This window comes from Enterococcus saccharolyticus subsp. saccharolyticus, from assembly GCF_029023825.1.
In the GTDB taxonomy this organism is placed as follows: domain Bacteria; phylum Bacillota; class Bacilli; order Lactobacillales; family Enterococcaceae; genus Enterococcus_F; species Enterococcus_F saccharolyticus.
The window spans coordinates 1126503-1151031 of record NZ_CP118957.1 but is presented as its reverse complement, the minus strand read 5'-3'; the positions used below and the strand labels follow the sequence as shown (position 1 = coordinate 1151031).

Below are 24529 nucleotides of genomic sequence, written 5' to 3'. Positions count from 1 at the left end.
CTTACCACCTCAATGGTATAATAAACAAAAAAAGAGGTGATGAATATGTCTTTTGCACAAAAGAGTCAAGCGCGATTGAAAAATATGTCGCTAGCCATTACACGTTTTTGGTTTTCAATTCTGTTTTTCTTAGCAACAACTGGAACTGTCATGTTTGCGATTGAGACAGAGACTGATTTAGGAAAAGAAATTTTGACTTTATTGATTGCTGGTTTGTTAGGGATTGCCGTCCGCTTAATTAGTGAACGTCTATTTAATCGTCCGTTTCAAGTACCACTGTTACTTTACGCAAATGTTCTGTTATTCTCTGTTGGTTATTATCTCTATTTATATTACACAGATTTCTATCTGTATTTAACAGGTGTTCGAAGTGCTATTCTGGTATTTGTTATCTGTTTAAGTATTATTTGGATTCCGTCAATTAAACGGGATGAATTTGCGTTTTCTCGTAGTTTCATGGTCTTTTTCAAAGCGATATTCGTCGCCTTTCTCTTTTCTCTCGTTTTAATGTTAGGGCTATTTGCAATTGTGGGCGCCTACAGTTTCTTAATTCAAGCCATTGATTACAATATTTATGCCCATATCGGTGCCTTTACGTGGTTTGGTTTCTTTACATTATATTTTCTTTCACTCATTCCACATTTTCCAAAAGACTATTCATTGGCAGATGAGAATTATCTTCGTTCCGCATCAGTACCAAAATTTTTAGAGATTTTACTTTCTTACATTGTCATTCCAATTATCATCGCCTATACTTTGATTTTATTATTGTATATTGTTCAAAACATTACGGGTGATTTTTGGAATAATAGTCTCTTAGAACCTTTATTAGTCAGTTATGTGGTTGCCGGTTGGTTTACTTTATTCTTAATTGATACGTTAGAAAATAAAACAGTACGCGTCTTTAAGAAGTTGTTCCCTCCTTTGTTATTTATCGTAACAGGTCTGCAAGGAGCTTCTTCATTTATCAAATACCAACAGTTAGGGATTACTGATGGTCGATATTTTATTCTATTGTTTGTTATCTTTTCAACATTATCAAGTTTGCTTTATTTATTCTGGCATAGAAAGATGGCCTGGATACCTGGATTATTGATTATCTTGTCAATTATTTCTATCTTGCCTTATATCGATGCTGTTTCAATTGGAACTTATAGCCAAACCCAGCAATTAGAAGCAACCTTGACTCGAAACAATATGCTAGAAAACAATAAAATCCAACCGAATACCAAGCTCTCAAAAGCGGATAAAAGACGAATTGTCGAAAGTTACAATTACCTACAAAAAGTAGACGAGTTAGAAAAATTACCTTATTTTGATACAAACTATCTCAGCAGTCGTGATTTTGCGCAAGTCTTTGGTTTTGAACGTTATTCCTTAGATGAAGTTACGCCAAATGAAGGACGTCAACAGCCGAAAAACGTCTACATTGATATGGATCAAGAAGATAGTTTGCAACTAGATGTTTCCAATGCCAATCTGTTCATTCCATTCTCCGTGTACGATGGTAAAATTCTCCAAGCAAACGATACCAACGAATTAACCGTTACTTATCAAAATCAAGAATATCAATTAGTTTGGGAAGAAGACGCTGAGAAACAATTGAGAGTCGTACTAAAAGATCAAGAAACAACACTTGCTTCTTATGATTTGCGCTTTTTACGTGAAATTGAAAAGTTAAATATTTCCAATGAAAGTGTCACGTTACCACCAGAAGACTTAACATTTAGTGAAGAGTTTGATAACGTCACACTAACCTTATATGTTACACGTCTTTTTGTAGAAGAAAAACGAAATATTGATGGCGATTTCTATCTACTACTTTCATTTAATAACTAATTCTTACTTCGCAAGAAATGTTTCTTGCGAAGTTTTTCTGCTAACACTGGAGGTAAAGTCAATGTTATCGACTATTTTTAAGCGACATCACTTGTCCGTCATTACTTACGAAGAAATTACTTCTGGTTTTTCAATGACACAAAAGTATCTTTTAACAACTCATGAAAAACAATATATACTAAAAATTTATCCACTCGCTACATTTGAACGTATCCAACAACAACGAAGCTTTCTCAGCCAGCACCAAAAAAATCATGTACACTGTCAACTGCCTATCTTTTATGACACACTTGAACAGTGGTGTTACACTATTTCTGAATATCTAGCAGGTAAATCATTAGACCGTTTGCTTCCATGTCTTAGTCAAGAAAAACAATATGAATTAGGAATGCAAGCGGGACAAGAGTTGCAAAAAATTCATTTACTCGCTTGCCCAAATCTTCATTTTAATTGGTACCAAGCACGGCTTAGAAAGTATCAGCAGAAAAAAGAACAATGCGCCAAACTAGGATTGAATTTTCATCAGAAAACAGCAATTGAGACGTTTATTGACAAGCATTTTCATTTATTAAAAGAAAGCGCAGTATGTTTCCAACACGATGATTTTCATCCTCAAAATTTACTCTATGATAATCAAAAAATAATTGTGCTTGATTTCGATTCCTTTGATTGGGGCGATCCATGGGAAGAGTTTTTTAAATTGCCCAAATATACTGTTTCCGTTAGTCAAGCATTTGCTAATGGCCAATTAATGGGATATTTTGAGGGAAACATTCCCCAAAATTTTTGGAAAAAATATCATTTATTTGTTGCTTTAAATTGTTACGCTAGCCAAATTGGTGGGTATCAATCAGGAAATCTAGCTTCTGTACAATTACGAACAAAAAAAATTATTCAAACCCACTATTTTTCAAATCAACCACCGCAATGGTTTCAACAAAAACCCACCTCTTAGCAATTGCTAGTAGGTGGGTTTTTCATTTATTTGATCCATTTCTTCGTTACAAAATACGCCCAGACAATTTGGCCAATTAAAGAAAAGATAAAAGAGACACCGACAATAATTAACGCGATTTCTTTTAACTCCTCGGTTAACGTCAACTCAATACCTTCTAGTTTTTGTATTTCAAAAACGAAAAAGCTTAAAATTAAACTAACCAACACAATACAAATAATAATAAAAAGCGCTCCCATTTCACTCCTCCCTTCACTTCTTTTATTCTAACAAGTTTTCTAAAAAGAAGAAATAAGAAATTAAAAAAATCGCTATTCAATTGAATTCGCATTTTTTGCTTTTTCTCACTTTACAAACCGAACAAACATTCGTATAATATAAATACAAACATTTGTTCGTATTTATTAAAGAGGTGAAAAAAATGAAAGCAATCCGTCGCTTTGGTTTGATGTTAGCTGTTCTTTTGATTGGTATTATTATTGGTAATTTTGGTATGTTAACGGCGATTTTAATTGTATGTCCTCTCTTTACTTTTTGGTTGATTCTGTGGGATGATAAAAAATTCCGCCAAGCAGAACAGAAACATTATCAAGAACAGGAAGATTATTATTCTTCTGAGTATTATCACTATAAATAAAAACAGCGTAAGAATTGCTCTTACGCTGTTTTTTTAGTATTCCATTAATGTTAAGATGTCATATCCTTCAATTTTATTGCGTCCATGTAAATCCATCAACTCGATTAAGAACGCACAACCGACAACAATACCACCTAATTTTTCAATTAATTCAATTGTGGCTTTGATTGTACCACCAGTGGCTAAAAGATCATCACAGATTAACACACGCTGTCCCGGTTTGATTGCATCCGCATGAAGTGTTAGCGTATCGCTACCATACTCTAAGTCATAGGATACTTCAATTGTTTCACGAGGTAGCTTTCCTGGTTTACGGACAGGTGCAAAACCAACCCCTAATTCAAATGCAACGGGGCAGCCTACAATGAACCCACGAGCTTCTGGTCCGACAACCATATCAATTTGTTGTTCTTTTGCGTAATCAACGATTGCTTTGGTTGCAGCGCGATACGCTTCTCCGTCAGCCATTAACGGCGAAATATCACGGAAAATAATTCCTTTTGAGGGATAATCGGGAATGCTGGCAATGTAATCTTTTAAATTCATATTTTTTTCCTCCTATACTGATAGCCAATCTTTTAATGTTGCTAGATCGCTCAATAATAAAAATTCTTCTATTTTAATTTTTTTGGCACGTTCTTGATAAACACGACTTTCTGTCAATGGATGATTTACAGGATTATCAACTTTACGCATCACACCATCCGTTATTGTAACAAAACCCAACTCAGAAAACACTTGAATCATAAAAATAAGTAATTTTTGAGGAATTTTTAAGTAATCTGCCACAATTGACAATTTGTAGCGTACATCTACTTTGTCTTGTGAAGCAATAAATTTGAATAGTTTAGCATATTGCTCGCGTGAACCAATTCCATCTAAATAAGCGTCATCTTCTGCTTGGCAAAGAATATAGACCCGCGATGCTTGTAAGCTCTGTACAATTTCTTTCATGATGGCTAATTCCAGCGGACAATCTAAAAAAACAACTTGTTCAATCGCTGTATGGGCATCTCCATCAAAAGGAGCATTGTCAGAAACAATCGTTACTTTTTGATTTAATTTAGCTTCCCACTGCTGCGCTGCTTTATCAGAAAAACTAACAAATAGTGTTGGTTCAGTAAAATGGAGGGCTTGTTGGTATTTTTTTGCTCGATAATCAAAGACTTGCAAGGTGTTGATTTGATAATCTTCTAGCATTAATTGGGGAATTCGTTTGCCATTCCATTCGTTAATGGATAGTTGGCCCACCACATTTAATTCATCACTATGAAATTCTTGCGCTTGCGCACCAAAACCAAAGCCAACACCATCTAATTGGCTAACTGTATCGGTCAAAGTAAATTTTAAGTGCTGGTTATTCGCACCTATTGTCCGACTATTACTAACAGCAACTTTTTCAAATAAGAAATTCGGTAACGGATTATCCATACCAAAAGGCGCTAACAGTTTTAAAGACTCGATAAATGCCACAGAAACATCTTCAACTGCTAGTTTTGAATCAATCGTCAAATGCATACCACCAGTCAATTGATGATCATCCATGTAATGGTTCATTTGTTCTTGTAAAATGGAAAGATTTTCAATCTCTAAACTTAAACCCACTGCTGCATGATGACCACCAAAACTAGTCATCAACTGACGCATCCCATTGAGCATTTCATATAAATTAACAGACTCGACACTTCGCCCAGAGCCTTTAGCTAACCCATTTTCCTTTTTGGTTAAGACAATCGTTGGCTTACCAGTTGCACGTAGAATCTTACCAGCTACAATCCCTAAGACCCCTTCATGCCAATTGTCACCAGCAATCAAATGTATGCGATCTTCTGGATGAATCATCGCCATCGCTTCTTCAGTAATGACTTCCACTAAATCTTTACGCCGTGTATTAATGCGATCTAAGCGTCCAGCTAATTCTTCGGCTTCTTCATCATCAAATGTCGTCATTAGCGTAACAGCAGGATTAGGGTCTTCTAAACGACCAATCGCATTTAATCGTGGACCAATAGAAAAACCAATACTCGTTTCATCTAATTTATCCGCAGAAACTCCACTAACTTCTAACAATTTCTCTAAACCAATTCGCTCCGTTTGTTTGATTGATTGTAAACCAAATGAAACCAATGTACGATTTTCATCAGTCAAAGACACCATATCGGCAATGGTTCCAATCGTTACCAAATCTAAAAATTCAGTTGGGATTTCTTCTAGCAACGCACAAGCTACTTTAAATGCCACACCCACACCTGCTAACTCGCCAAAGGGATAAGCTCCTTCTGGGTGACGAGGATGAATAATTGCATATGCATCAGGTAATACATCTGGTAATTCATGATGATCGGTTACGATAACATCTACACCCTGAGTATTCGCATAAGCAATCGCCTCATGACCAGAAACACCATTATCGACAGTAACAATTAATTGAATACCTTCTGCAATTTTCTCTTCATAAACCGCTTGATTGGGGCCATAGCCATCTTTAAAACGATTCGGCAAATAAAAGGCTACATCCGCACCTAAGTTTTCCAACGTTTCTTTCATAATTGTAGTACTAGTAATGCCATCCGCATCGTAATCACCGTATACTAAAATTCGTTCTTCATTAATAATTGCTTGTTGAATACGTTCCACAGCTTTTTCCATTTCGAAAAAAAGAAACGGATCGTGCAATTGTTCTAATGAAGGATTTAAAAATACCTCTAAGGATTCAGCCGTCTGCAAACCACGATTCCAAAAAAGTTGTCCCAATGAACGTGGAATTTTCTTTTCATCTAATACTTGGATAAATGTTTCAGGCAATCCTTCTTCTAAAGGCAATTGCCATTGAAAACTTGCTTGTTTCACCTAATCACTCCTAACCAAGTTATTTTACCACATCACTATCTAAAAACAAACGGAAGTGTTTAAAATGCTTGCCATAACAAGCTTCTTAAGACACAGTCATCGAATGATATGACTTCATAATCACTGTATGTTACACTGAGAGAAATATTTTTTACCAAGAAGGGGGATTTTTAATGGATTTTAAAATGTTGGCAATGATTTTTGGTATTAACTTCGCCTATGTCACATTAAGCACAATTCGTTTATTATTAACTATGAAGGGCTATCGTTTCATTGCACCCGTCGTGAGTATGTTTGAGATTATTATTTATGTATTAGGTTTATCACTCGTTTTAGATAGTTTAGATAATCCTATTAATTTAATTGTCTATGCTCTCGGTTTTGCTATAGGAATTGGGGTCGGGATTAAAATTGAAGATAAAATGGCTTTAGGTTATACAATGGTCACAGCTATTTTACCAAGTACCTCTAAAGAAGAAGACACATTACCAAGCATTTTACGAGGCGAAGGATACGGGGTAACCGTCAGCTATGGCGAGGGATTAGAAGGCCCCCGTATGGTGTTAGAAATTCTCTCTCCACGCAATAAAGAAAAACAACTCTATCAAAAAATTAAAGAAGTTGAAAGTCGTGCGTTTATTATTAGTTACGAACCAAAGCAAATCTCTGGTGGTTTTTGGACGAAAAAAGTCCATCGTCGCATGAAAAAATAACTCAAAAAAAGAACAATCCTCTGATTTTTTCAGACAAAGGATTGTTCTTTTTTATTGATTTTCTTGGGTATAATCTGTTTTTTCTGGAAGAGTGTCCGTTTCTGTTGGATAGACGGTGTGCGTGGCTTCCAGTTCAGCTAATTTGTTGTTGTATTCCCGTTCCAATTCTTCTTTTTTCTGCTCTGTTCGAACATCGATGTTTTTATTCAAATCATCAATTTCATGTCGTAATTGTTTGATTTCACGACGTTGTTGCCACATGGTACCTGTTGTGACTAGAGAGATAATGATTGCTCCAAAAAATGCAGAACCGATAATCACAATGATTAAAGGAGCTGATAATGTTGAGAAACCAAAATTGATGGGTACAGCCATATTATTTAATACCGCAAAAATAACAATGAATAAAGTTAAAATTAAGCCAATGATAATTCGCCATTGATTTTTCATACGTTGTCCTCCTTATTTTTTATTAAACAATCCCCCTGCTAAATAATCACCAAGATGTGGAAAGAGTTGGTAAAAACGGGCAGCGACTTCCATAGCTACTGGACGATTGATTTCGCGTTTTGGACGTAGCATTTGCTTGACGATTGTTTTTGCTAATTGTTGGGCGTCTAAAATCATCCCACCTACATTTTCCAAATAGTCACCTGTAGGATCTGCTTTATCAAAAAATTCTGTTTTAATCGGTCCAGGATTGACAGTTGTGACAAAAATATGAAATGGTTTTAATTCTAAACGTAATGCATTAGAAAAACCTAACACGGCAAATTTTGTTGCTGAATAAACTGCTGATTTCGGCGTCGCCATTTTTCCTGCCATTGACGCAATATTGATAATATGTCCTGCCTGTTTATCTAACATCTCAATTGCAATTTTTTGTGTTAATAACATCATCCCTAAGACATTGACTTCAAACATATTACGAGCCACAGCCATATCAAACGACGTAAATTCTTCAAATTGACCAAAACCAGCGTTATTAACTAACACATCAACGGTGCCAACCTCTTCTTTCAATTTATTCATTAAGCTTTCAATATTATCTGGATTCGCAATATCTAGTTGAAAGGCATAGGCTTCTTTTTGACTCAATTCCATACACCGCTCTTTGACTTGGCCAATTAAATGGATACGACGCGCGCAAACAACCACAATCGCTCCTTGCTTGGCAGCCTCATAACAAATCTGTTCGCCTAATCCAGTCGACGCTCCGGTTACTAAAACAACTTTATCTTCTAAATTCATGATTACTCCTCCTTTTCTTTAAAAGGAATTGGCAAAATATAAAAATCTTTCGCTACTCGTACATGGGGAAAAATTTCTTCTGCCTCCGCTTTTAAATCCAATATATCATTTGCTAAATAACGTGCACTAATATGAGTCAACATTAATTTGCCAACCTTCGCTTCTTTGGCCACTGTAGCTGCTTGTTGCGTAGTTGAATGATAATACGCTTTCGCCATTTTCATTTCGTCTTTTTTAAAGGTACTTTCATGAATCAACACATCGGCATCACGTGCTAAATCAATTGAGTTTTGCGTAAATCGGGTGTCGCCTAAAATAGTGACAATTCGACCTTTTTTTGGTTCACCGACAAATGCTTTCCCATCAAGCGTCGTGCCATCTGGTAAAGTCACTGTTTCCCCACGTTTTAATTGACCATAAATCGGTCCAGGTTTAATTCCTAACGCATTTAATTTTTCAACTTGCAATTCCCCTTGATGATCTGCTTCGACCACTCGAAACCCATAACTCTCAATTCCATGATCTAATTTTTTGCAGGACACTTCAAATTGACTATCTTTAAACAATGTCCCTTCTTTTATCTCTATAAATTTTAACGGATAACCTAAACGCGTTTTCGAAATTTTCAAGGCTGTTCGGACAAATTGTTCGATTCCTTCAGGACCATAAATTTCTAATGGTCCTAATGGTTCTTCTCCACCTTGAAATGAACGGCTACTAATCAAACCTGGTAAACCAAAAATATGATCGCCATGCAAATGGGTAATAAAAATTTTTTCAATTTTACGAGGGCGAATGGTTGTGTGTAAAATTTGCATTTGCGTACCTTCCCCACAATCAAATAACCACACCGCATTGCGCTCTTCTAATAATTTTAAGGCAATACTCGTTACATTTCGGTGTTTTGCTGGCACACCGGCACCTGTTCCTAAAAATTCTAGTTCCATAGTTATCCTTACTTTCTTTTGGTTTTCTCGTTCAATTGTAATGAACTAGTCATTGGGATGTTTTTCTTCCCAAATTTTTTGCGCATTTTCTTTCGTTTCGGCTTCTACTTCATGCGCTTTTTTAATTTCCGCTTCTACTTCGTCTAAATCAAAGCGTGAAATTTCGCCGCCTAATTCGTACATAGCAATATTATTCAATGGGCGATTATCTTCTTCATCGGCAATTAAAATGAGTCCAGTATCTCCTTCACCAATTTTATTCCCTACAAATTCAAAAATAGTATGCGCCTCACGAAGCTCCTGAGCATCCTTAGAAGCACCAAATAAACTTCCCCCAAACCAACCTAACATCATACCTAATGGCCCACCTAACACGCCAACAAGCATGCCAATCAAGCCACCTTTAGAGGTTTTGTTTGCACCAGTAAAATCTAAGAAATCTTCTACTTTAAACTGATGGTCGCCTTCACTTGAGTGGGTAATAACTGCCATTTGTTCGCCTTTGATTTCTTGGGAAAGATGTAATTTTTTAATTTCGGAAAAAGCTTGATACGCTTGTGAACTGATGTCAAAATTTAATACAATCACGCGTTTTGTCATGATGATTTCCTCGCTTTCTATTTTTATTAATTGTATCAATAATTTGAAAATTTGAAAACGAATTATATCTTCATTCACAAAAAAAGAAACTAGCTAAAAAGGCTAGTTTCCCTTTGTCTATTCTACAAATTCAAATTCAAATTCGCCAATACGCACAATATCGCCGTCTTTAGCACCACGTGCACGCAATGCCTCATCGACACCCATTCCACGCAACTGACGGGCAAAACGCATCACTGTTTCATCATGATCGAAATTGGTCATTTGGAATAGTTTCTCTAGTTTTTCACCAGACAATACCCAAGTCGCATCTGGATCGCGATCAATTGAAAAGGCTGGTTCATCTGAAACAAACCCATATTGTACCACATCTTCTTCAACTTCTTCTTCGTATAGTGGAAATTCTGGTGTTACATCTAATAAGTCAGCAGTTGCACTTAACAATGGTTCTAATCCTTGACGTGTGACTCCAGAAATAGCAAAAACTGGAATTGGATCAGCAAACTCATCTTTTTGCTCTTTAGCCAATTCTGCTTTAAATTTTTTCAAATTCTCTTCGGCATCCGGCATATCCATTTTATTTGCGACAATAATTTGCGGACGTTCCAATAAACGTAAATTATGAGAAGCTAATTCGTTATTGATTGCGACATAATCTTCATAAGGATCGCGTCCTTCCATTCCACTCATATCAATCACATGTAAAATAACACGAGTTCGCTCAATATGACGTAAGAATTGGGTTCCTAAACCGACACCTTGTGACGCACCTTCAATTAACCCTGGTAAATCAGCAGCTACAAAACTGCGACCATCCGGCATGTTGACCATCCCTAAATTAGGAACTAATGTAGTAAAATGATACGCACCAATTTTTGGACGGGCTGCTGAAATAACGGAAAGTAATGTTGATTTACCAACTGATGGAAAACCAACTAAACCGACATCTGCTAACACTTTCAATTCTAATTCAATTTTACGTTCTTGTCCGGGCTCACCGTTTTCAGCCATTTCTGGTGCTGGATTACGTGGCGTTGCAAAACGTGTATTTCCACGTCCACCGCGTCCACCACGAGCAACGACTAATGTTTGACCGTGTTCCAACAAATCGCCTAACAAAGCGCCGGTTTCTGCATCGCGAACAGTTGTCCCTTCAGGAACTTTGACATATAAATCTTCCGAACCACGACCGTGCATCCCTTTACTCATCCCATTTTCACCTGGATGTGCTTTAAAGTGACGATTGAATCGGAAATCCATTAACGTACGTAAGCCTTCATCAACGACTAATACGACGTTACCACCACGACCACCATCGCCCCCAGCAGGTCCACCATCTGGAACGTATTTCTCTCTTCTAAATGCAACCATTCCGTCTCCGCCTTTACCAGCTTTCACGTCAATGGTTACTTGATCTAAAAACATGGACATGTAATTTTGTCCTCCATTCTATTTACTATTACTACTGTGCATCAAAGCCTTTATTATTGTACCTAGCAAACAGCCGTTTGTCTATCTTTTCGCTACGTTTCTTTTGTTTCATTCATATTTTTGTAAAAATGTTTGTACTTTTTCTTGATATAATTTTTTATTTTTCGAATAAGCTTTCGCATGACCCGCACCTGGAACAACCCATTTTTCTTTCGGAGCATCTGTCGCTTCGTAAACCGTATCTAGCATTGAAAAGGGCACAAATTTATCGGCATCACCATGAATAAACAACATCGGACGTGTATTTTTTGCTAATTGTTTCGTCGCATCTCCTTCGCCAAAGAAATAACCAGCACGGACTTTGGTCATTAAGCTTGTCACAGGAATCAATGGGAAAGCTGGTAAATTAAACAAATCCTTCAATTGATACTGCAATTCTGCGTTAATGGATGAATACCCACAATCTTCAATAATAGAAACAACATTTTTAGGTAAGTCTTCTCCGCTCACCATCATAACAGTTGCCGCTCCCATACTTAAACCATACAGTGTAATAGTTTCATCTGCGCCATTTTCAGCTAGCACCCGATCAATCCACTGCAAATAGTCTTTTCTTTCATGCCACCCAAAACCAATATAATCACCTTCGCTTTGACCGTGACCACGGGCATCAGGAACGAGTACATTGTAACCAAAATCATGATACATTTCGGCATATTCTCCCATTGTTTCAGCATTCCCCATATAACCATGTGCAATAATAGCTGTTTTGTGATTATTTTTTTCTGCTGGAATATAAATAGCAGATAAATTCAACCCATCTTGAGATTCAAGCGACCATCTTGTGCGAAGATTCTCATCAGAATACCAACGATCCACTTCTTTGGTCTCAACTTTACTTGTTCCTGGTGTATCGTTATCTAAAAAGTCTTTTTCTGAAGGTACGACTGCATAATTGTAAAAATAATTTGCTGCCCATCCTAATCCAATCACCGCTAAAACAGCAATGATACCTACTATGCGTACAAAAATTTTCATACCTGTCCTCCTCTACTCTACAAAAGTACAGTATAAAGAAAAAGGAGCATTTCAACAACCATTTACCTGTTATCTATATAATGTTATTTTTTAATAAAAAAAGCCTCGCAATTTTGCGAGACTTCATCATTATTTCACTTCAGTTAATTTAAAGCTTGACCATGGTTTTAAGAAATCTAATAAGAATAATTCATCTTCTGAAATTTGACCGACTACATTGACGCGTCCATCATTTTTCATTTCTTTCAATGCAATTTGTGTTTCACCTTTGTATTGACCATAGTTTTCATTATCGATTAAAACATCTCCACGAACAATATCACGTGTTGTATGCGCTGGAAATTCTTTGTCTTTATAATACACACGTGTCATGGTTGAACGTAGCATATATTCTGAACGATCACCACGATAACTGTGTAGATTATCAAATAAACAGATGCGTTCGTTTTCTGTTATTTCTTCTTCAACAACCACTTTTAATGTTGGATAAGGTGAATTAAACGCCTCAGCCATTGCTTTTAGTTCTTCTTCTGAAGCATAAGCATTACCAATTAAAATATCGTCAATTAGTCCTGTCAGCATTAAATGTTTTACTTGTGTGGCAATTTCTAATTCACGATGGTCTTCCAATGAACATAAACCATCTTGTGTTGGCCAAGGACCAAATGTTGCTGCACTTGAGTTAACAAAGGCCATCGTGTTTAAGTTATATTGACGGAATTGCTCTGAACAAGTCACAAAGTGGTCATAACCAAGACCTGAATAGCGATGTGGGTAAAAATTATGTGACCCTAATAAGTTTGCTGTATTTGGTGAATACGACATAATATTGTCAACATATTTTGTTCCACCGCTCATATTAATCTCAATTTTAATATTATAAGGATTGCGCGTCATGCGTGCTTCTTCTGCTCCTGTAAAACCGATATCTAAACGCACACCGTATGCGCCCATTTCATGGAAGAAGGATAAATCATCGTAAGAAATTTCTAGTTGTTCAAATAAGCTAGGATTGATATCAACCATCACTTCCATCCCTAAACTGTTCGCGTAATCGACAACTTTCTTGAATTCTGCTAATACTTTTTCTTTATCATCTGTAATTTGTAATAAACTCGTAAATACACGTTTAAAGCCATATTTATGTGCTAAATCTAAATATGCTTTATCTTTTCCAAATGTTGAACGTTCTGGATAAATCGAAATACCTAATTTTCCCATTGTTGAAAATCCTCCTAAAAATAAAAAACCATTTTTTGTATCCTCTTACATTATAATTGCTCTAGACCGAAAATACAAACCCTTTCGAACAATTGTTTTTTTAATTTACTATAGAAAAACTAGGAAAAAAAATAGTTATTTGTTATGATAAACAAGACGTTATAAGAAAGGAATTCAATTATGAAAATAAAAAAACGTGTACTTTTATTTACAACATTTGCTAGCGTTGCGCTACTGGCAGCTTGCAATAATACAACCGCTACTAAAGAATCAACCACCGCTTCTTCTGAAACGACTGAAACATCCGTTGATTTAAACAAATTAGCTCTTCCACAACTGGATAAAGAAGTAAAAGAAAACGAAGACTTAGTAGAATTAGTTACCACAGAAGGGAAAGTCAAAATTAAATTATTCCCAGAATACGCACCAAAAGCAGTTGAAAATTTTATGACGCATGCCAAAGAAGGCTACTATGACGGAACTGTCTTTCATCGTGTCATGGAAGAATTCATGATTCAAGGCGGTGACCCAGAAGGAACCGGTTTGGGCGGTGAAAGCATTTGGGGTAAAGGGTTTGAAGTAGAAATTTCTCCAAACCTTTACCATATTCGCGGTGCATTGTCTATGGCACGCGCAAAGCCTTTAGATAGTCAAGGCAGTCAATTTTTCATTGTCCAAAACGACCAAGATATGTCAGATGGCCTAGCGATTCAATTTACACCAGAAAAAATAATTGATGCCTATAAAAATGGTGGCGCACCTAAATTAGACAATAACTACACTGTCTTTGGTCAAGTTATCGAAGGGATGGACGTTGTCGATAAAATCGCCAAAGCAGATGTGAAAACAAGTGAAACTGGTGAAGCATCGGTTCCAGAAAAACCTGTCAAAGTTGAAAAAATCACTATTTTACAAGAAGCAAAATAAAAAAAGTAGCACAATTCCGAATGTGGAATTGTGCTACTTTTCTTTTTATTGGCGTTGCTCGCCGACTATGAAGGTAAATTCACATTCAGCGACCTTCTTACCTTCAACTGTAGCAATCGCATCGGCTGTTCCAACAGAACCTTTTACTTTTGTAATTTCAAAAGATAATTTAATTGTATCTCCAGGAACAACTTTTTGACGGAATTTTGCTTTATTAATACCACCGATGTAAGCAGTACGTCCTAAAAATTCTTCTGACTTCAAAATTAAGATTGAACCAGCTTGTGCTAACGTTTCTAAAATTAAGGCACCCGGCATTACTGGATTACCAGGAAAATGCCCTTGGAAGAAATCTTCGTTAATTGTTACATTTTTTGTAGCGATAATTTTTTTACCAGGTTCAATTGAATCCACATAGTCTATATAAATGATGGGATAGCGGTTAGGAATTAAATCCATTACTTCTACTTCAGTTAATAATTTTTCCATTTTGAGTCCTCATTTCCTTTTTTCAAAAATTTAGTTATTTTGATTATCAAAGTATCATATTTTCATTAATTTGGCAACTTTAGAATTAATTAAGTAAATTTAGTTTGACAATCAAACAATTTTATCTAATAATAAGTAATCATGGTAGCATGCCATGAATTGAAATGGAATGTATTTATTATCTATTTATTACAAGGAGTGGAATTATGAGTTTCTTAACTGGTAAAAAAATTGTCGTAATGGGCGTCGCAAATAAACGTAGTATCGCTTGGGGTTGTGCACAAGCATTACGTGAGCAAGGTGCAGAAGTTATCTACACTTACCAAAATGAGCGTATGAAAAAACCTCTGGAAAAATTATTAGAAGGCGACGAATTTCTAGTTGAACTAGATGTTGCCAGTGATGAAAGTATCGCCAAAGGCTTTGATGAAATTAAAGAATATGCTGGCGAAATCCACGGGGTTGTTCATGCCGTTGCGTATGCAAACAAAGAAGATTTACAAGGTGATGTTACCGATATTTCTCGTCAAGGGTATGCTTTAGCACAAGACATCAGTAGCTATTCATTAATCGCTGTGACGCATTATGCAAAACCAATCTTAGCTGAAAACAGCGGTATTGTTACATTGACTTATTTGGGTGCAGAACGTGCTGTACCAAACTACAACATGATGGGTATTGCAAAAGCAGCTTTAGAAGCATCTGTTCGTTACTTAGCAGCTGAACTTTCTCCACAAAAAATTCGTGTCAATGCTATTTCAGCAGGCGCAATTAAAACATTAGCTGTAACAGGCGTAAAAGATTACCAAAAACTAATCCAACTATCAGAAGACCGTACACCAGACCATGTCGGCGTAACGATTGAAGAAGTCGGAAACGTTTGTGCGTTCTTAATTAGCCCATTATCTGGTGGAATTATTGGTGAAACAATTTTTGTCGATAAAGGCGTGCATTTATCTTAATTTTTTATTTATCCTCAAGTATTTCATTCCTTTTTTAACTAATCCTTGTTACAATAAGGAACAGCAAGTATTGGAGGGATGCGCATGTATTTTCTTTTAGGAACAGTTGGGACAGCAGATTCAACGGTTGATTCATCCGATGTGAGTATCATTGAACCTGCTGCTCAACAATTAAATGCTCTACAACGATGGTGGCTGAGTCTGAATTGGGAAGCCATTACGGGATTAATCATTCAAAAAACAATTACTCTTTTGTTTATTATTATATTGTTTACTATATTAACTCGTCTGGCAGATTTTTTAGTTGATCGCACCTTTACTTCTTATAGTAAAAAGAAAACAAATGAAGTACGAATGACGACATTACATACCTTAATTCGAAATGTCGTTCATTACACATTAGGTTTTTTCTTTATCTATGCCCTATTATCAACGATTGGCATTCCGGTTGGTTCATTGCTCGCTGGAGCAGGGATTGCTGGTTTAGCAATCGGTCTTGGCGCACAAGGGTTTATGAACGATATTATCACAGGTTTTTTCATTATTACTGAACAACAAATTGATGTTGGTGATTATATTAAATTAAATGATTTAACCATCGAAGGAACCGTAACTTCTGTTGGCTTGCGCACGTTACAACTACAGTCAACAGATGGTACGGTACATTTTGTGCCAAACCGTAACATTACCACAATCAGCAATACTTCGCGTGCGGATATGCGTGTCTTAGTGGATGTTCGTATTGATACATCAGAGGATCTAGATGGTATTCAAGCAGCGATTGAACGTGCAAACCAACAAATCGTTCAAAAATACGCTGAATTTATTCAAACACCACCAGTTATTTTTGGAATCGTTGATTTAGGAAATAGTAATTACGCCATTCGTACCACAATGTATGTTAGTAATGGTCGTCAACACAAGATTCAAGAAGAATTGTTAAGCGCCTCGATTTATGAACTATCTCAGGCAGGTTTTACAATTCCCAACACACCTATTGTGGCAGCAAAATAAAAAAGCGAGCGTAATTCAGTGATGAATTACACTCGCTTTTTTTAACTAATTAATTTTTCTTTGATGATTCCTTTGGTTGACACAGTATATCGTTTCTCTAATTCATGGACTAAATGATTCACTGCTTTTAAGATTTCTTTTCTAGTAATAATTCCTTCAAATACATTGTCTTCATTGACAACGGGTAAGAATGAACCTTGCACTAACAAATGTAAAATATCTTCTAAATCATCTTTATTTTGAATAGTAGGCACATTTACTTCCATGACATCTGCCACAGTTAGCCCTTCTATTTGATTCATATCAAATCCTGTTAAGCCCATCATTTTGTCGACAATATTTGCTAAACTAATTAAGCCAACTAAATGATCTTCTGAATCCAAGACTGGAATCTTTGCATAACCAACTTTAGATAACACTAGTAACGCATGTTCTAAAGGATGGCTATATAATACGGTCGCTACGTTATCAGCAGGCACCAAAAAAGTTTCTTGGTTCTCCATCAACAAAGCTTCAGTGTATTTACCAATCAAATGAATACCTCCATTTCCGCTCTTACATTACTCCTTATTTTACCTCAAAATAGAAAAAGAAAGCGAGAAAATCGCTTTCTTTAAAAATTCATAAGATTTATTTTTTAAATACAAAAGATAAATCTGGTACGGCTTGAAAATCACGGTCGTAATATTGTACTGAATAAGCATCTGGCGTACTATCGATAATCGCATAGCTTTTCACTTGAATCGGACCTCGAGGTTGTGAAATACTGCCAGGGTTCAAAAATAAGCGTTTTCCTACCTTTTCGCAACCAATTTGATGCGTATGTCCAAATAAGACAATATTGGCGTCTACTGCTTGTGCTTCTAGTCCTAGACGCGTAATACCAAAACGAACATCAGATAAGTGTCCGTGTGTAAAATAAACACGATCCATGCCAGTATCCACTAATTGGCTTTTTTTATATTTAGGATCATAATCGCAATTTCCAGTAACAACATACGCCTGTTGCCACAATTCATCATCGCCAGGCAATTCAGAATCACCACAATGGAAAATATAATCAACTTTCCCTTGGTAACGGGCAAAGAGATCAACTAAAATTTTACGATCTCCATGATTATCACTAACGACTAAATATTTCATTTTAAGCCCCTCCTTCTAACCATTCTTTCCATTGCAATTTCAATTTTTCAATGGCTTGTCCACGATGACTACATCTATTTTTTTCTTCACTTGAAAGTTCAGCAGCAGTCTTATTCATCCCATCCACAACAAATAATGGATCATATCCAAAACCATTGTCTCCACGTGGAATACGACCAATTTTTCCTGGCCATTCTGCTTCCACAACAAGACTTTCTCTTTTAGGTGCAGCAAGAACTAACGTACAATGAAATTGCGCTGTTCGTTCATTCTCGGGGATATCCGTTAATTCGTACAACAATTTCGCATTATTTGACGCATCACTTTTATGTTCTCCAGCAAAACGAGCAGAATAAATGCCTGGCATCCCACTTAGTGCATCAACTTTTAAACCAGAATCATCTGCTAAAACTGGACATTGTAAAATGTTAGCGATAGTTTCAGCTTTCAAACGCGCATTTTCCTCAAAGGTACTACCTGTTTCTGCAACATCTGGTAAATCAGGAAAATCTTTTAAGGTTTTAATTTGATAGCCTTCTTTAGCAAACATTTCCGCAAATTCTTTGGCTTTGCCTAAATTTCCAGTAGCAATCATAATTGTTTTATCAACAATTTGTGCGCGTCCTTCTTCATCAGCGTATAACGCACTCTTTTGAGCAGCAATTAGCTCTTCAATCGCTGTCTTACCATAAACGAGCATCGCATTTAATTGTTCCCCATCGAAGGTTGCTTCTTCACCTGTTCCTTGGATTTCCACAAAACGCCCTGCTTCAGTCATGACTAAATTCATATCGACTTGTGCGGCGCTATCTTCTACATAATCCAAATCCACAGCACAAGTGTTATCTGGTAAAATCCCCACACTAATTGCTGCTAGATGTTCTTTGATTGGATCTTCTTGTAAAGTATTTGTTTGTAATAATTTATTAACCGCCAGACGCAACGCCACAAACGCACCAGTGATGCTTGCAGTACGTGTCCCACCATCTGCTTGTACAACATCACAATCAACGACAATACTGCGCTCTCCTAATTTTTCTAAATCAACAACCGCACGCAAAGAACGACCAATCAGACGTTGAATTTCCATCGTACGTCCAGTTAATTTTCCTTTTGAACTTTCACGACGGTTTCTCGTGTTGGTTGCTCGTGGTAACATGCTATACTCTGCTGTTACCCATCCAGTGCCAGTATTTCTTAAAAATGGTGGCACTGATTCTTCGATTGTTGCAGAACAGATTACTTCGGTATCGCCAAATGAAATCACCACAGAGCCTTCTGGGTGTTTGTAAACATGTGTTTTAATTGTAATAGGACGCAAGCGTTGCGCGCCTCTGCCATCGTGTCGCATTTATTCTTTTCCTCCTAATTCGATATGTTGTGACTGTACCTTTGTTGATGCTAACCATTCTTTTGCAATACCATCAAACATAACTGTCGAACCAGTCGTATAAAAAGAATAATCTGGTTGCGACATCACATTGACATTCGCAATATCAAAATAATCCAATAACATACTTACTTCACCAATTGTTTCTGCCCCTGAATCAATCAGTTTGACGTGACTGCCCATTATATTTTGAATGATAGGGCGTAATAATGGGTAATGTGTACATCCCAAAATTAATGTATCTAATTTTTTATGTTGCAATGGTAATAACGTCTCAGCAACAATTTTTTTAGCTACCGATGATTGAAATTGATTACTTTCAACAATCGGTACAAATTTAGGACAAGCTAAACTAGTCACCGATGCTTCAGGCACTTTCATTTTAATTGCTTGCTCATACGAACTACTTTTAATTGTACCCGCTGTTCCTATAATACCGATTTGACGATTTTTCGTAGCTTTAACTGCAGCACGAGTACCAGGTAAGATCACACCGACGACTGGAATATCTAATTGCGCTTTAATTTCTTCTAACGCTACCGCCGTTGCAGTATTACATGCAATTACAAGCATTTTTATGTTTTTTTCTAGTAAAAATTTGGTCATTTGCCACGTATATTCGATTACTTGCTTAGCCGGTCGTGGTCCATACGGGCAGCGAGCCGTATCGCCTAAATAAATAATATTTTCATTTGGTAACTGTTTAATTGCCTCTTTCACAACAGTTAAACCGCCGACACCTGAATCAATAAAGCCAATAGGTTGTGTGTTTGTCATTTCTTTCCATCCTTTGTTTCTTCTAGACAGAGTCTGTTTCTTTATTTTGTACTTTTTTGACTTTTTTTTCAAGTTTTCTCTTCGGAAAGCAAAAATAGACTGTGAAAGAAGCCTTTTTTACTTCTTCACAGCCTATTTTTTAATAGTTATATCTTCTAGTTTCTAAATATTTCGATAACAATGATAAGACATAACAAATCGCAAAGTAACTTAAAGTCATTGCAACGAACATTGGAATCACATAATTCGTATTTTGACCATAAATAATACGCGCGTGGTGGGTCAAATCAGGAAGTGAAATAATCACTGCTAATGACGTATCTTTCACTAATGAAATCAACTGACTCACAATTGCAGGAATCATTGAACGAAAAGCTTGTGGTAATACAATTGTACGCATGGTTTCCACATAAGACAAGCCCGTTGAAAGACCTGCTTCCATTTGCCCTTTTGGTACTGCATTTAATCCTGCACGGAAAATTTCTGATAACATCGCTGATTCAAAAATAGTCAATGCAACTACTGCGGACCAAAAAATGTTAAAACGAATTCCGATTTGTGGTAAAGCAAAATACGTGAAAAAGATAATCAATAGTAGCGGTAAATTACGAATAATATCAACAAATACACCTAAAATCTTTGAAAAGAACGGAATATTTGCAAAACGTAACGTTCCCACTAAACCACCAATTAAAAAACTAAATACAATCGATAGCACGGAAACCGCAACAGTAATCTGTAAGCCATCTAATAAAAATCGTAAATTTACGAATGAAAATGCACCGATAAAATCCATTGTTGTCTCCTTTCTATCCTCGAACTGCCCAACGTTTTTCTAAATAGGCCATTACATACGATAACGGCAACGTCAAAATTAAGTAAAAAACGCCGACAATGATATACGTTTCAAATGTGATAAAGGTGGCGTTCGCAACTAAATCCCCTTGATACATTAAATCTAAACCAGCAACCATCGCTAAAATAGAAGAGTTTTTAATTAAATTGATAAATTGCCCCCCTAATGGAGGAATCACAATTTTAAACGCTTGGGGTAACACAATATACCGCATGGTTTCACTATAAGTAAAACCAGAAGATAATCCTGCTTCCATCTGCCCTTTTGGTACTGTTTGAATTCCTGAACGAACAGTTTCTGCAATAAAGGCTGATGTATAAATTGTTAATCCAATCGTCCCTGCTTGGAAACCATCAAATGGCATACCATATAACGGTAAAACAACATAAAAAAACATGACAATAATTAATAAGGGAATATTTCTAAAAAACTCAACGTAAGCTTTGGCTAAATTGCGAATAATTGCATTTTCAGATAGCTGAAAAATGGCCATTAACGTACCGATAACCAAACTAAAAATTAACGCTAATACACTAGAAAGGATCGTATACTTAAATCCTTCAAAAAACAAATCTGCATTTGCTTGAAACAACTCAATCATCGTATCCCCTCCTATTTTACTTTTCCACTTTCGTCATTTGGGAACCATTTTGTATAAATCTCATCATAAGTTCCATCTTCATGCATTTCTCTTAATGCATTGTTGACTGCTTGAAGGAAATTTTCTTGTCCTTTATTAATCGCAATACCATAAGGTTCTTCGGTAAATGTGCCACCAACTAATTCATAATCGGGATTTTCACTTGCCATTCCTAATAAAATGGCATTGTCGGTAGTCATCGCATCTCCTTGACCGGCTTGCAATGCAGTAAAGGCTTCTGCATAGTTTTCTAATTCTAAAATCTTCGCATTGGGTGATGCTTTACGAATATTGACTGCAGATGTGGAACCTTTTACAGCCAAAACAGTCGTTGATTCATCTAAATTATCAACACTGGTGATTGGACTGCCTTTTTTCACTAACAAAGACTGTCCTGCGTCAAAGTAAACATCTGAGAAATCAACTTGTTTTTTACGTTCTTCTGAAATCGTCATTGTCGCGATAATTGCATCAATATTTCCATTTTTTAATAACGGAATACGTGTTTTAGATGTTACTTCAACAAACGTCGCACGACCATCACGTCCAAGAATCTTTTCCGTGATTGCTTTAGCAATATCAATATCGAAGCCTTTTACTTCACGAGAAGGAATATCCATTAAACCAAATAGACGCGTATCATTTTTTACGCCCCAAATAATTTCATTTGACTCTTTACTTGTTTCCAAAATATCCAAGTCAGCAACACTCCCTGATTTACAACCAGATAAGCTAAAAACTGCCGCCACTAGAATGAGTAAGGAAAAAAAAGTTTTTTTAATCATTGCTTTTCCTCCTAATGGTTGATTACTTTACTAATGAATTGTTGCGCACGTTCCTCTTGTGGATTTTCAAAGAATTCTTTTACATTGCGACTATCTTCTAACACTTGTCCTTCAGCCATAAAAATTACGCGGTCCGCTACTTCTCGTGCAAAACCCATTTCATGTGTTACAACAATCATTGACATCCCTTCATGGGCAATTTTTTTCATAACATCCAACACGTCTCCAATCATTTCTGGATCAAGTGCTGAAGTTGGTTCATCAAACAACAACATTTCTGGTTGCATCGCTAATCCTCTCGCAATTGCTACACGTTGTTGTTGACCACCTGAAAGCATGGAAGGATACGAATCTTTTTTGTCCAACATACCGACACGATCTAAAATTTTTTCCGCACGCTCTATTGCTTCTGTTTCACTAAGCTTCAAAACTTTAATCGGTGCCAACGTAATATTTTCTAACACCGTTTTATTAGGGTAAAGATTAAAATGCTGGAAAACCATCCCAATATTGCGGCGGATTTCTGTTAATTTTGTTTCTTTGCTACGGATATCTTTGTCATTAATTAAAAGATTTCCTGAAGAAATTGTTTCTAAGCCGTTAATTGTACGCAACATCGTGCTTTTTCCAGAGCCTGATGGTCCGATAACTACGACAACTTCCCCTTTTTCAAATTCCAAATTAATATTTTTCAACGCATGGAATTTTCCGTAGTATTTCTCAACGTTTTTAAATTCAATCATTGACATTCTTTCTTTCACACTCCTATATTTCGTATGATGAGCCTGTTTTAATTATGGGCTAGTAAATATTATAAGCTTGAAATTTCAATTTTGTAAAGTTTTTTTATAAGAAAAGCACTTATCTTTGTAAAAACGGGTAATTTTCTAACATGAAAATGTTAGAAAATTAAAACAAAATTCCCAAAGAATCTCACCATAAATGATTGTGTATTTTCACGAAAAAAGGTAAGATGACTTAGAGACTATAAAAGGAAAAGGTGAAGAATTTGAATACTATTCTTACAGGGGATCGCCCAACTGGTCGTTTGCACCTTGGACACTATGTCGGTTCATTAAAAACACGTGTCGAGATGCAAGCAGACCCAACTAATAAATTATATGTAATGATTGCAGACGTGCAAGCATTAACCGATAATGCAAAAACACCTGAAAAAGTTTCTTCTAATATTTTAGAAGTTGCACTAGATTATTTAGCTGTTGGTTTAGATCCATCAAAAACCACACTATTTATTCAATCACAAATTCCACAAATTGCTGAACTAACCATGTTTTACTTAAACTTAGTTAGCGTTGCTCGTGTTCGTCGTAATCCGACAGTAAAAACAGAGATTGAGCAAAAAAACTTTGGTGAAGGTGTACCAACAGGCTTCTTTATCTATCCGGTATCACAAGCAGCAGATATTACTGCTTTTAAAGCAAATTTAGTCCCTGTCGGCGAAGACCAAAAACCAATGTTAGAACAAACACAAGAAATTGTGCATAGTTTCAACTCAACGTATAGTGATGTGTTAATTCAACCAAAAGGTGTCTTTCCTCCAAAAGGGATGGGACGTTTGCCAGGAATTGACGGAAATGGAAAAATGAGTAAATCATTAGGCAATGGGATTTATTTAGCTGATCCTGCTGATGTTGTGCAAAAGAAAGTGATGAGTATGTATACTGACCCCAATCACATTCATGTACAAGATCCTGGGCAAGTAGAAGGAAATATGGTCTTCACTTATCTTGATGTTTTTGGTAAAGACAAAGAATACATCCAAGAATTAAAAGATCATTATCGTCGTGGTGGCTTAGGCGATGTGAAAATTAAACGTTACTTGATTGACGTTTTAGAAGAAGAATTAGCACCAATTCGTGCACGTCGCGAAGAGTTTGCTAAAGATCCTGCTGCTGTAATGGACATTTTGCGTCAAGGTAGTCAAGAAGCAGAAAAAGTTGCTGCTCAAACTTTAGCAGAGGTAAAATCTGCTATGGGTATTAATTATTTCGGTTAAAAAAAAGGAAACGCGCGTCTCATGCCGTTTCCTTTTTTATTTATCGT

The 24529-nt window shown here is 36.3% G+C and carries 27 protein-coding genes; 8 read left to right on the top strand and 19 right to left on the bottom strand.

Annotated elements, in window-relative coordinates; all coding sequences use genetic code 11:
* Nucleotides 1-45: 45 nt before the first annotated feature.
* Nucleotides 46-1839 (top strand): DUF4153 domain-containing protein, encoded by a 1794-nt coding sequence (locus tag PYW32_RS05965; RefSeq protein WP_016175235.1) that lies wholly within the window; start codon nucleotides 46-48, stop codon nucleotides 1837-1839.
* Between the two features lie 61 nt (nucleotides 1840-1900).
* Nucleotides 1901-2794: an aminoglycoside phosphotransferase family protein gene (locus PYW32_RS05960; protein ID WP_016175236.1), complete on the top strand. Its 894-nt coding sequence runs from the start codon at nucleotides 1901-1903 to the stop codon at nucleotides 2792-2794.
* A 26-nt stretch (nucleotides 2795-2820) separates the two neighbouring features.
* On the opposite strand, the gene PYW32_RS05955 is transcribed toward PYW32_RS05960, so the two are convergent.
* A complete protein-coding gene (locus tag PYW32_RS05955; RefSeq protein ID WP_016175237.1) occupies nucleotides 2821-3033 on the bottom strand; it encodes a hypothetical protein in 213 nt (70 codons plus the stop codon).
* A 182-nt stretch (nucleotides 3034-3215) separates the two neighbouring features.
* Here PYW32_RS05955 and PYW32_RS05950 point away from each other — a divergent pair, with 182 nt between their 5' ends.
* On the top strand, nucleotides 3216-3431 hold the full coding sequence (locus PYW32_RS05950) for a hypothetical protein (protein ID WP_016175238.1): 216 nt from the start codon (nucleotides 3216-3218) through the stop codon (nucleotides 3429-3431).
* Nucleotides 3432-3464: 33 nt separating this feature from the next.
* Here the strand turns inward: PYW32_RS05950 and PYW32_RS05945 are convergent, their stop codons facing one another.
* Both PYW32_RS05945 and recJ read right to left on the bottom strand, forming a co-directional pair.
* Nucleotides 3465-3977: an adenine phosphoribosyltransferase gene (locus tag PYW32_RS05945; protein WP_016175239.1), complete on the bottom strand. Its 513-nt coding sequence runs from the start codon at nucleotides 3975-3977 to the stop codon at nucleotides 3465-3467.
* Nucleotides 3978-3989: 12 nt separating this feature from the next.
* A complete protein-coding gene (gene recJ / locus PYW32_RS05940; RefSeq protein ID WP_016175240.1) occupies nucleotides 3990-6281 on the bottom strand; it encodes a single-stranded-DNA-specific exonuclease RecJ in 2292 nt (763 codons plus the stop codon).
* A 173-nt stretch (nucleotides 6282-6454) separates the two neighbouring features.
* On the opposite strand from recJ, the gene PYW32_RS05935 reads away from it, so the two are divergent.
* Nucleotides 6455-6994, top strand: coding sequence for a DUF2179 domain-containing protein (locus PYW32_RS05935; RefSeq protein WP_016175241.1), 540 nt, complete (start codon nucleotides 6455-6457; stop codon nucleotides 6992-6994).
* Between the two features lie 51 nt (nucleotides 6995-7045).
* Here the strand turns inward: PYW32_RS05935 and PYW32_RS05930 are convergent, their stop codons facing one another.
* The 7 genes from PYW32_RS05930 to PYW32_RS05900 form a co-directional block, all read right to left on the bottom strand.
* Nucleotides 7046-7444, bottom strand: a complete 399-nt coding sequence (locus PYW32_RS05930) for a LapA family protein (RefSeq protein WP_016175242.1) — start codon at nucleotides 7442-7444, stop codon at nucleotides 7046-7048.
* Between the two features lie 12 nt (nucleotides 7445-7456).
* A complete protein-coding gene (locus PYW32_RS05925; RefSeq protein WP_016175243.1) occupies nucleotides 7457-8245 on the bottom strand; it encodes an SDR family NAD(P)-dependent oxidoreductase in 789 nt (262 codons plus the stop codon).
* 2 nt (nucleotides 8246-8247) lie between these two features.
* On the bottom strand, nucleotides 8248-9192 hold the full coding sequence (rnz, locus tag PYW32_RS05920; protein WP_016175244.1) for a ribonuclease Z: 945 nt from the start codon (nucleotides 9190-9192) through the stop codon (nucleotides 8248-8250).
* Nucleotides 9193-9237: 45 nt separating this feature from the next.
* On the bottom strand, nucleotides 9238-9792 hold the full coding sequence (locus PYW32_RS05915; RefSeq protein WP_016175245.1) for a hypothetical protein: 555 nt from the start codon (nucleotides 9790-9792) through the stop codon (nucleotides 9238-9240).
* 117 nt (nucleotides 9793-9909) lie between these two features.
* A complete protein-coding gene (gene obgE / locus PYW32_RS05910; RefSeq protein ID WP_016175246.1) occupies nucleotides 9910-11223 on the bottom strand; it encodes a GTPase ObgE in 1314 nt (437 codons plus the stop codon).
* Nucleotides 11224-11331: 108 nt separating this feature from the next.
* The gene (locus tag PYW32_RS05905; protein WP_016175247.1) at nucleotides 11332-12261 is read right to left on the bottom strand and encodes an alpha/beta hydrolase; all 930 of its coding nucleotides are present in this window, start codon (nucleotides 12259-12261) and stop codon (nucleotides 11332-11334) included.
* Nucleotides 12262-12390: 129 nt separating this feature from the next.
* Nucleotides 12391-13482: a DUF871 domain-containing protein gene (locus tag PYW32_RS05900; protein ID WP_016175248.1), complete on the bottom strand. Its 1092-nt coding sequence runs from the start codon at nucleotides 13480-13482 to the stop codon at nucleotides 12391-12393.
* Between the two features lie 180 nt (nucleotides 13483-13662).
* Between PYW32_RS05900 and PYW32_RS05895 the strand changes: the two genes are divergently transcribed.
* Nucleotides 13663-14409, top strand: a complete 747-nt coding sequence (locus PYW32_RS05895) for a peptidylprolyl isomerase (RefSeq protein WP_016175249.1) — start codon at nucleotides 13663-13665, stop codon at nucleotides 14407-14409.
* Nucleotides 14410-14454: 45 nt separating this feature from the next.
* On the opposite strand, the gene fabZ is transcribed toward PYW32_RS05895, so the two are convergent.
* Nucleotides 14455-14898: a 3-hydroxyacyl-ACP dehydratase FabZ gene (gene fabZ / locus PYW32_RS05890; protein WP_016175250.1), complete on the bottom strand. Its 444-nt coding sequence runs from the start codon at nucleotides 14896-14898 to the stop codon at nucleotides 14455-14457.
* Nucleotides 14899-15104: 206 nt separating this feature from the next.
* Between fabZ and fabI the strand changes: the two genes are divergently transcribed.
* A complete protein-coding gene (gene fabI, locus PYW32_RS05885) occupies nucleotides 15105-15860 on the top strand; it encodes an enoyl-ACP reductase FabI (protein WP_016175251.1) in 756 nt (251 codons plus the stop codon).
* Between the two features lie 84 nt (nucleotides 15861-15944).
* On the top strand, nucleotides 15945-16874 hold the full coding sequence (locus PYW32_RS05880; RefSeq protein ID WP_016175252.1) for a mechanosensitive ion channel family protein: 930 nt from the start codon (nucleotides 15945-15947) through the stop codon (nucleotides 16872-16874).
* A gap of 41 nt (nucleotides 16875-16915) precedes the next feature.
* On the opposite strand, the gene cbpB is transcribed toward PYW32_RS05880, so the two are convergent.
* The 8 genes from cbpB to PYW32_RS05840 form a co-directional block, all read right to left on the bottom strand.
* Entirely contained in the window at nucleotides 16916-17407 is a 492-nt protein-coding gene (cbpB, locus tag PYW32_RS05875) for a cyclic-di-AMP-binding protein CbpB (protein WP_016175253.1), read from the bottom strand.
* 97 nt (nucleotides 17408-17504) lie between these two features.
* On the bottom strand, nucleotides 17505-18017 hold the full coding sequence (locus tag PYW32_RS05870) for a metallophosphoesterase (RefSeq protein WP_016175254.1): 513 nt from the start codon (nucleotides 18015-18017) through the stop codon (nucleotides 17505-17507).
* 1 nt (nucleotide 18018) lies between these two features.
* Nucleotides 18019-19368, bottom strand: a complete 1350-nt coding sequence (rph, locus tag PYW32_RS05865; protein ID WP_016175255.1) for a ribonuclease PH — start codon at nucleotides 19366-19368, stop codon at nucleotides 18019-18021.
* Nucleotides 19369-20184 carry a glutamate racemase gene (gene racE, locus PYW32_RS05860; RefSeq protein ID WP_016175256.1) on the bottom strand — a complete coding sequence of 272 codons (816 nt, stop codon included), beginning with the start codon at nucleotides 20182-20184 and terminating at the stop codon, nucleotides 19369-19371.
* Between the two features lie 139 nt (nucleotides 20185-20323).
* On the bottom strand, nucleotides 20324-20980 hold the full coding sequence (locus tag PYW32_RS05855; RefSeq protein ID WP_016175257.1) for an amino acid ABC transporter permease: 657 nt from the start codon (nucleotides 20978-20980) through the stop codon (nucleotides 20324-20326).
* 13 nt (nucleotides 20981-20993) lie between these two features.
* The gene (locus PYW32_RS05850; RefSeq protein WP_016175258.1) at nucleotides 20994-21641 is read right to left on the bottom strand and encodes an amino acid ABC transporter permease; all 648 of its coding nucleotides are present in this window, start codon (nucleotides 21639-21641) and stop codon (nucleotides 20994-20996) included.
* An 11-nt stretch (nucleotides 21642-21652) separates the two neighbouring features.
* On the bottom strand, nucleotides 21653-22465 hold the full coding sequence (locus tag PYW32_RS05845; protein ID WP_016175259.1) for a transporter substrate-binding domain-containing protein: 813 nt from the start codon (nucleotides 22463-22465) through the stop codon (nucleotides 21653-21655).
* Nucleotides 22466-22476: 11 nt separating this feature from the next.
* Nucleotides 22477-23214 (bottom strand): amino acid ABC transporter ATP-binding protein, encoded by a 738-nt coding sequence (locus PYW32_RS05840; RefSeq protein WP_016175260.1) that lies wholly within the window; start codon nucleotides 23212-23214, stop codon nucleotides 22477-22479.
* 260 nt (nucleotides 23215-23474) lie between these two features.
* Here PYW32_RS05840 and trpS point away from each other — a divergent pair, with 260 nt between their 5' ends.
* A complete protein-coding gene (gene trpS / locus PYW32_RS05835; protein ID WP_414841588.1) occupies nucleotides 23475-24482 on the top strand; it encodes a tryptophan--tRNA ligase in 1008 nt (335 codons plus the stop codon).
* Nucleotides 24483-24529 lie beyond the last annotated feature (47 nt).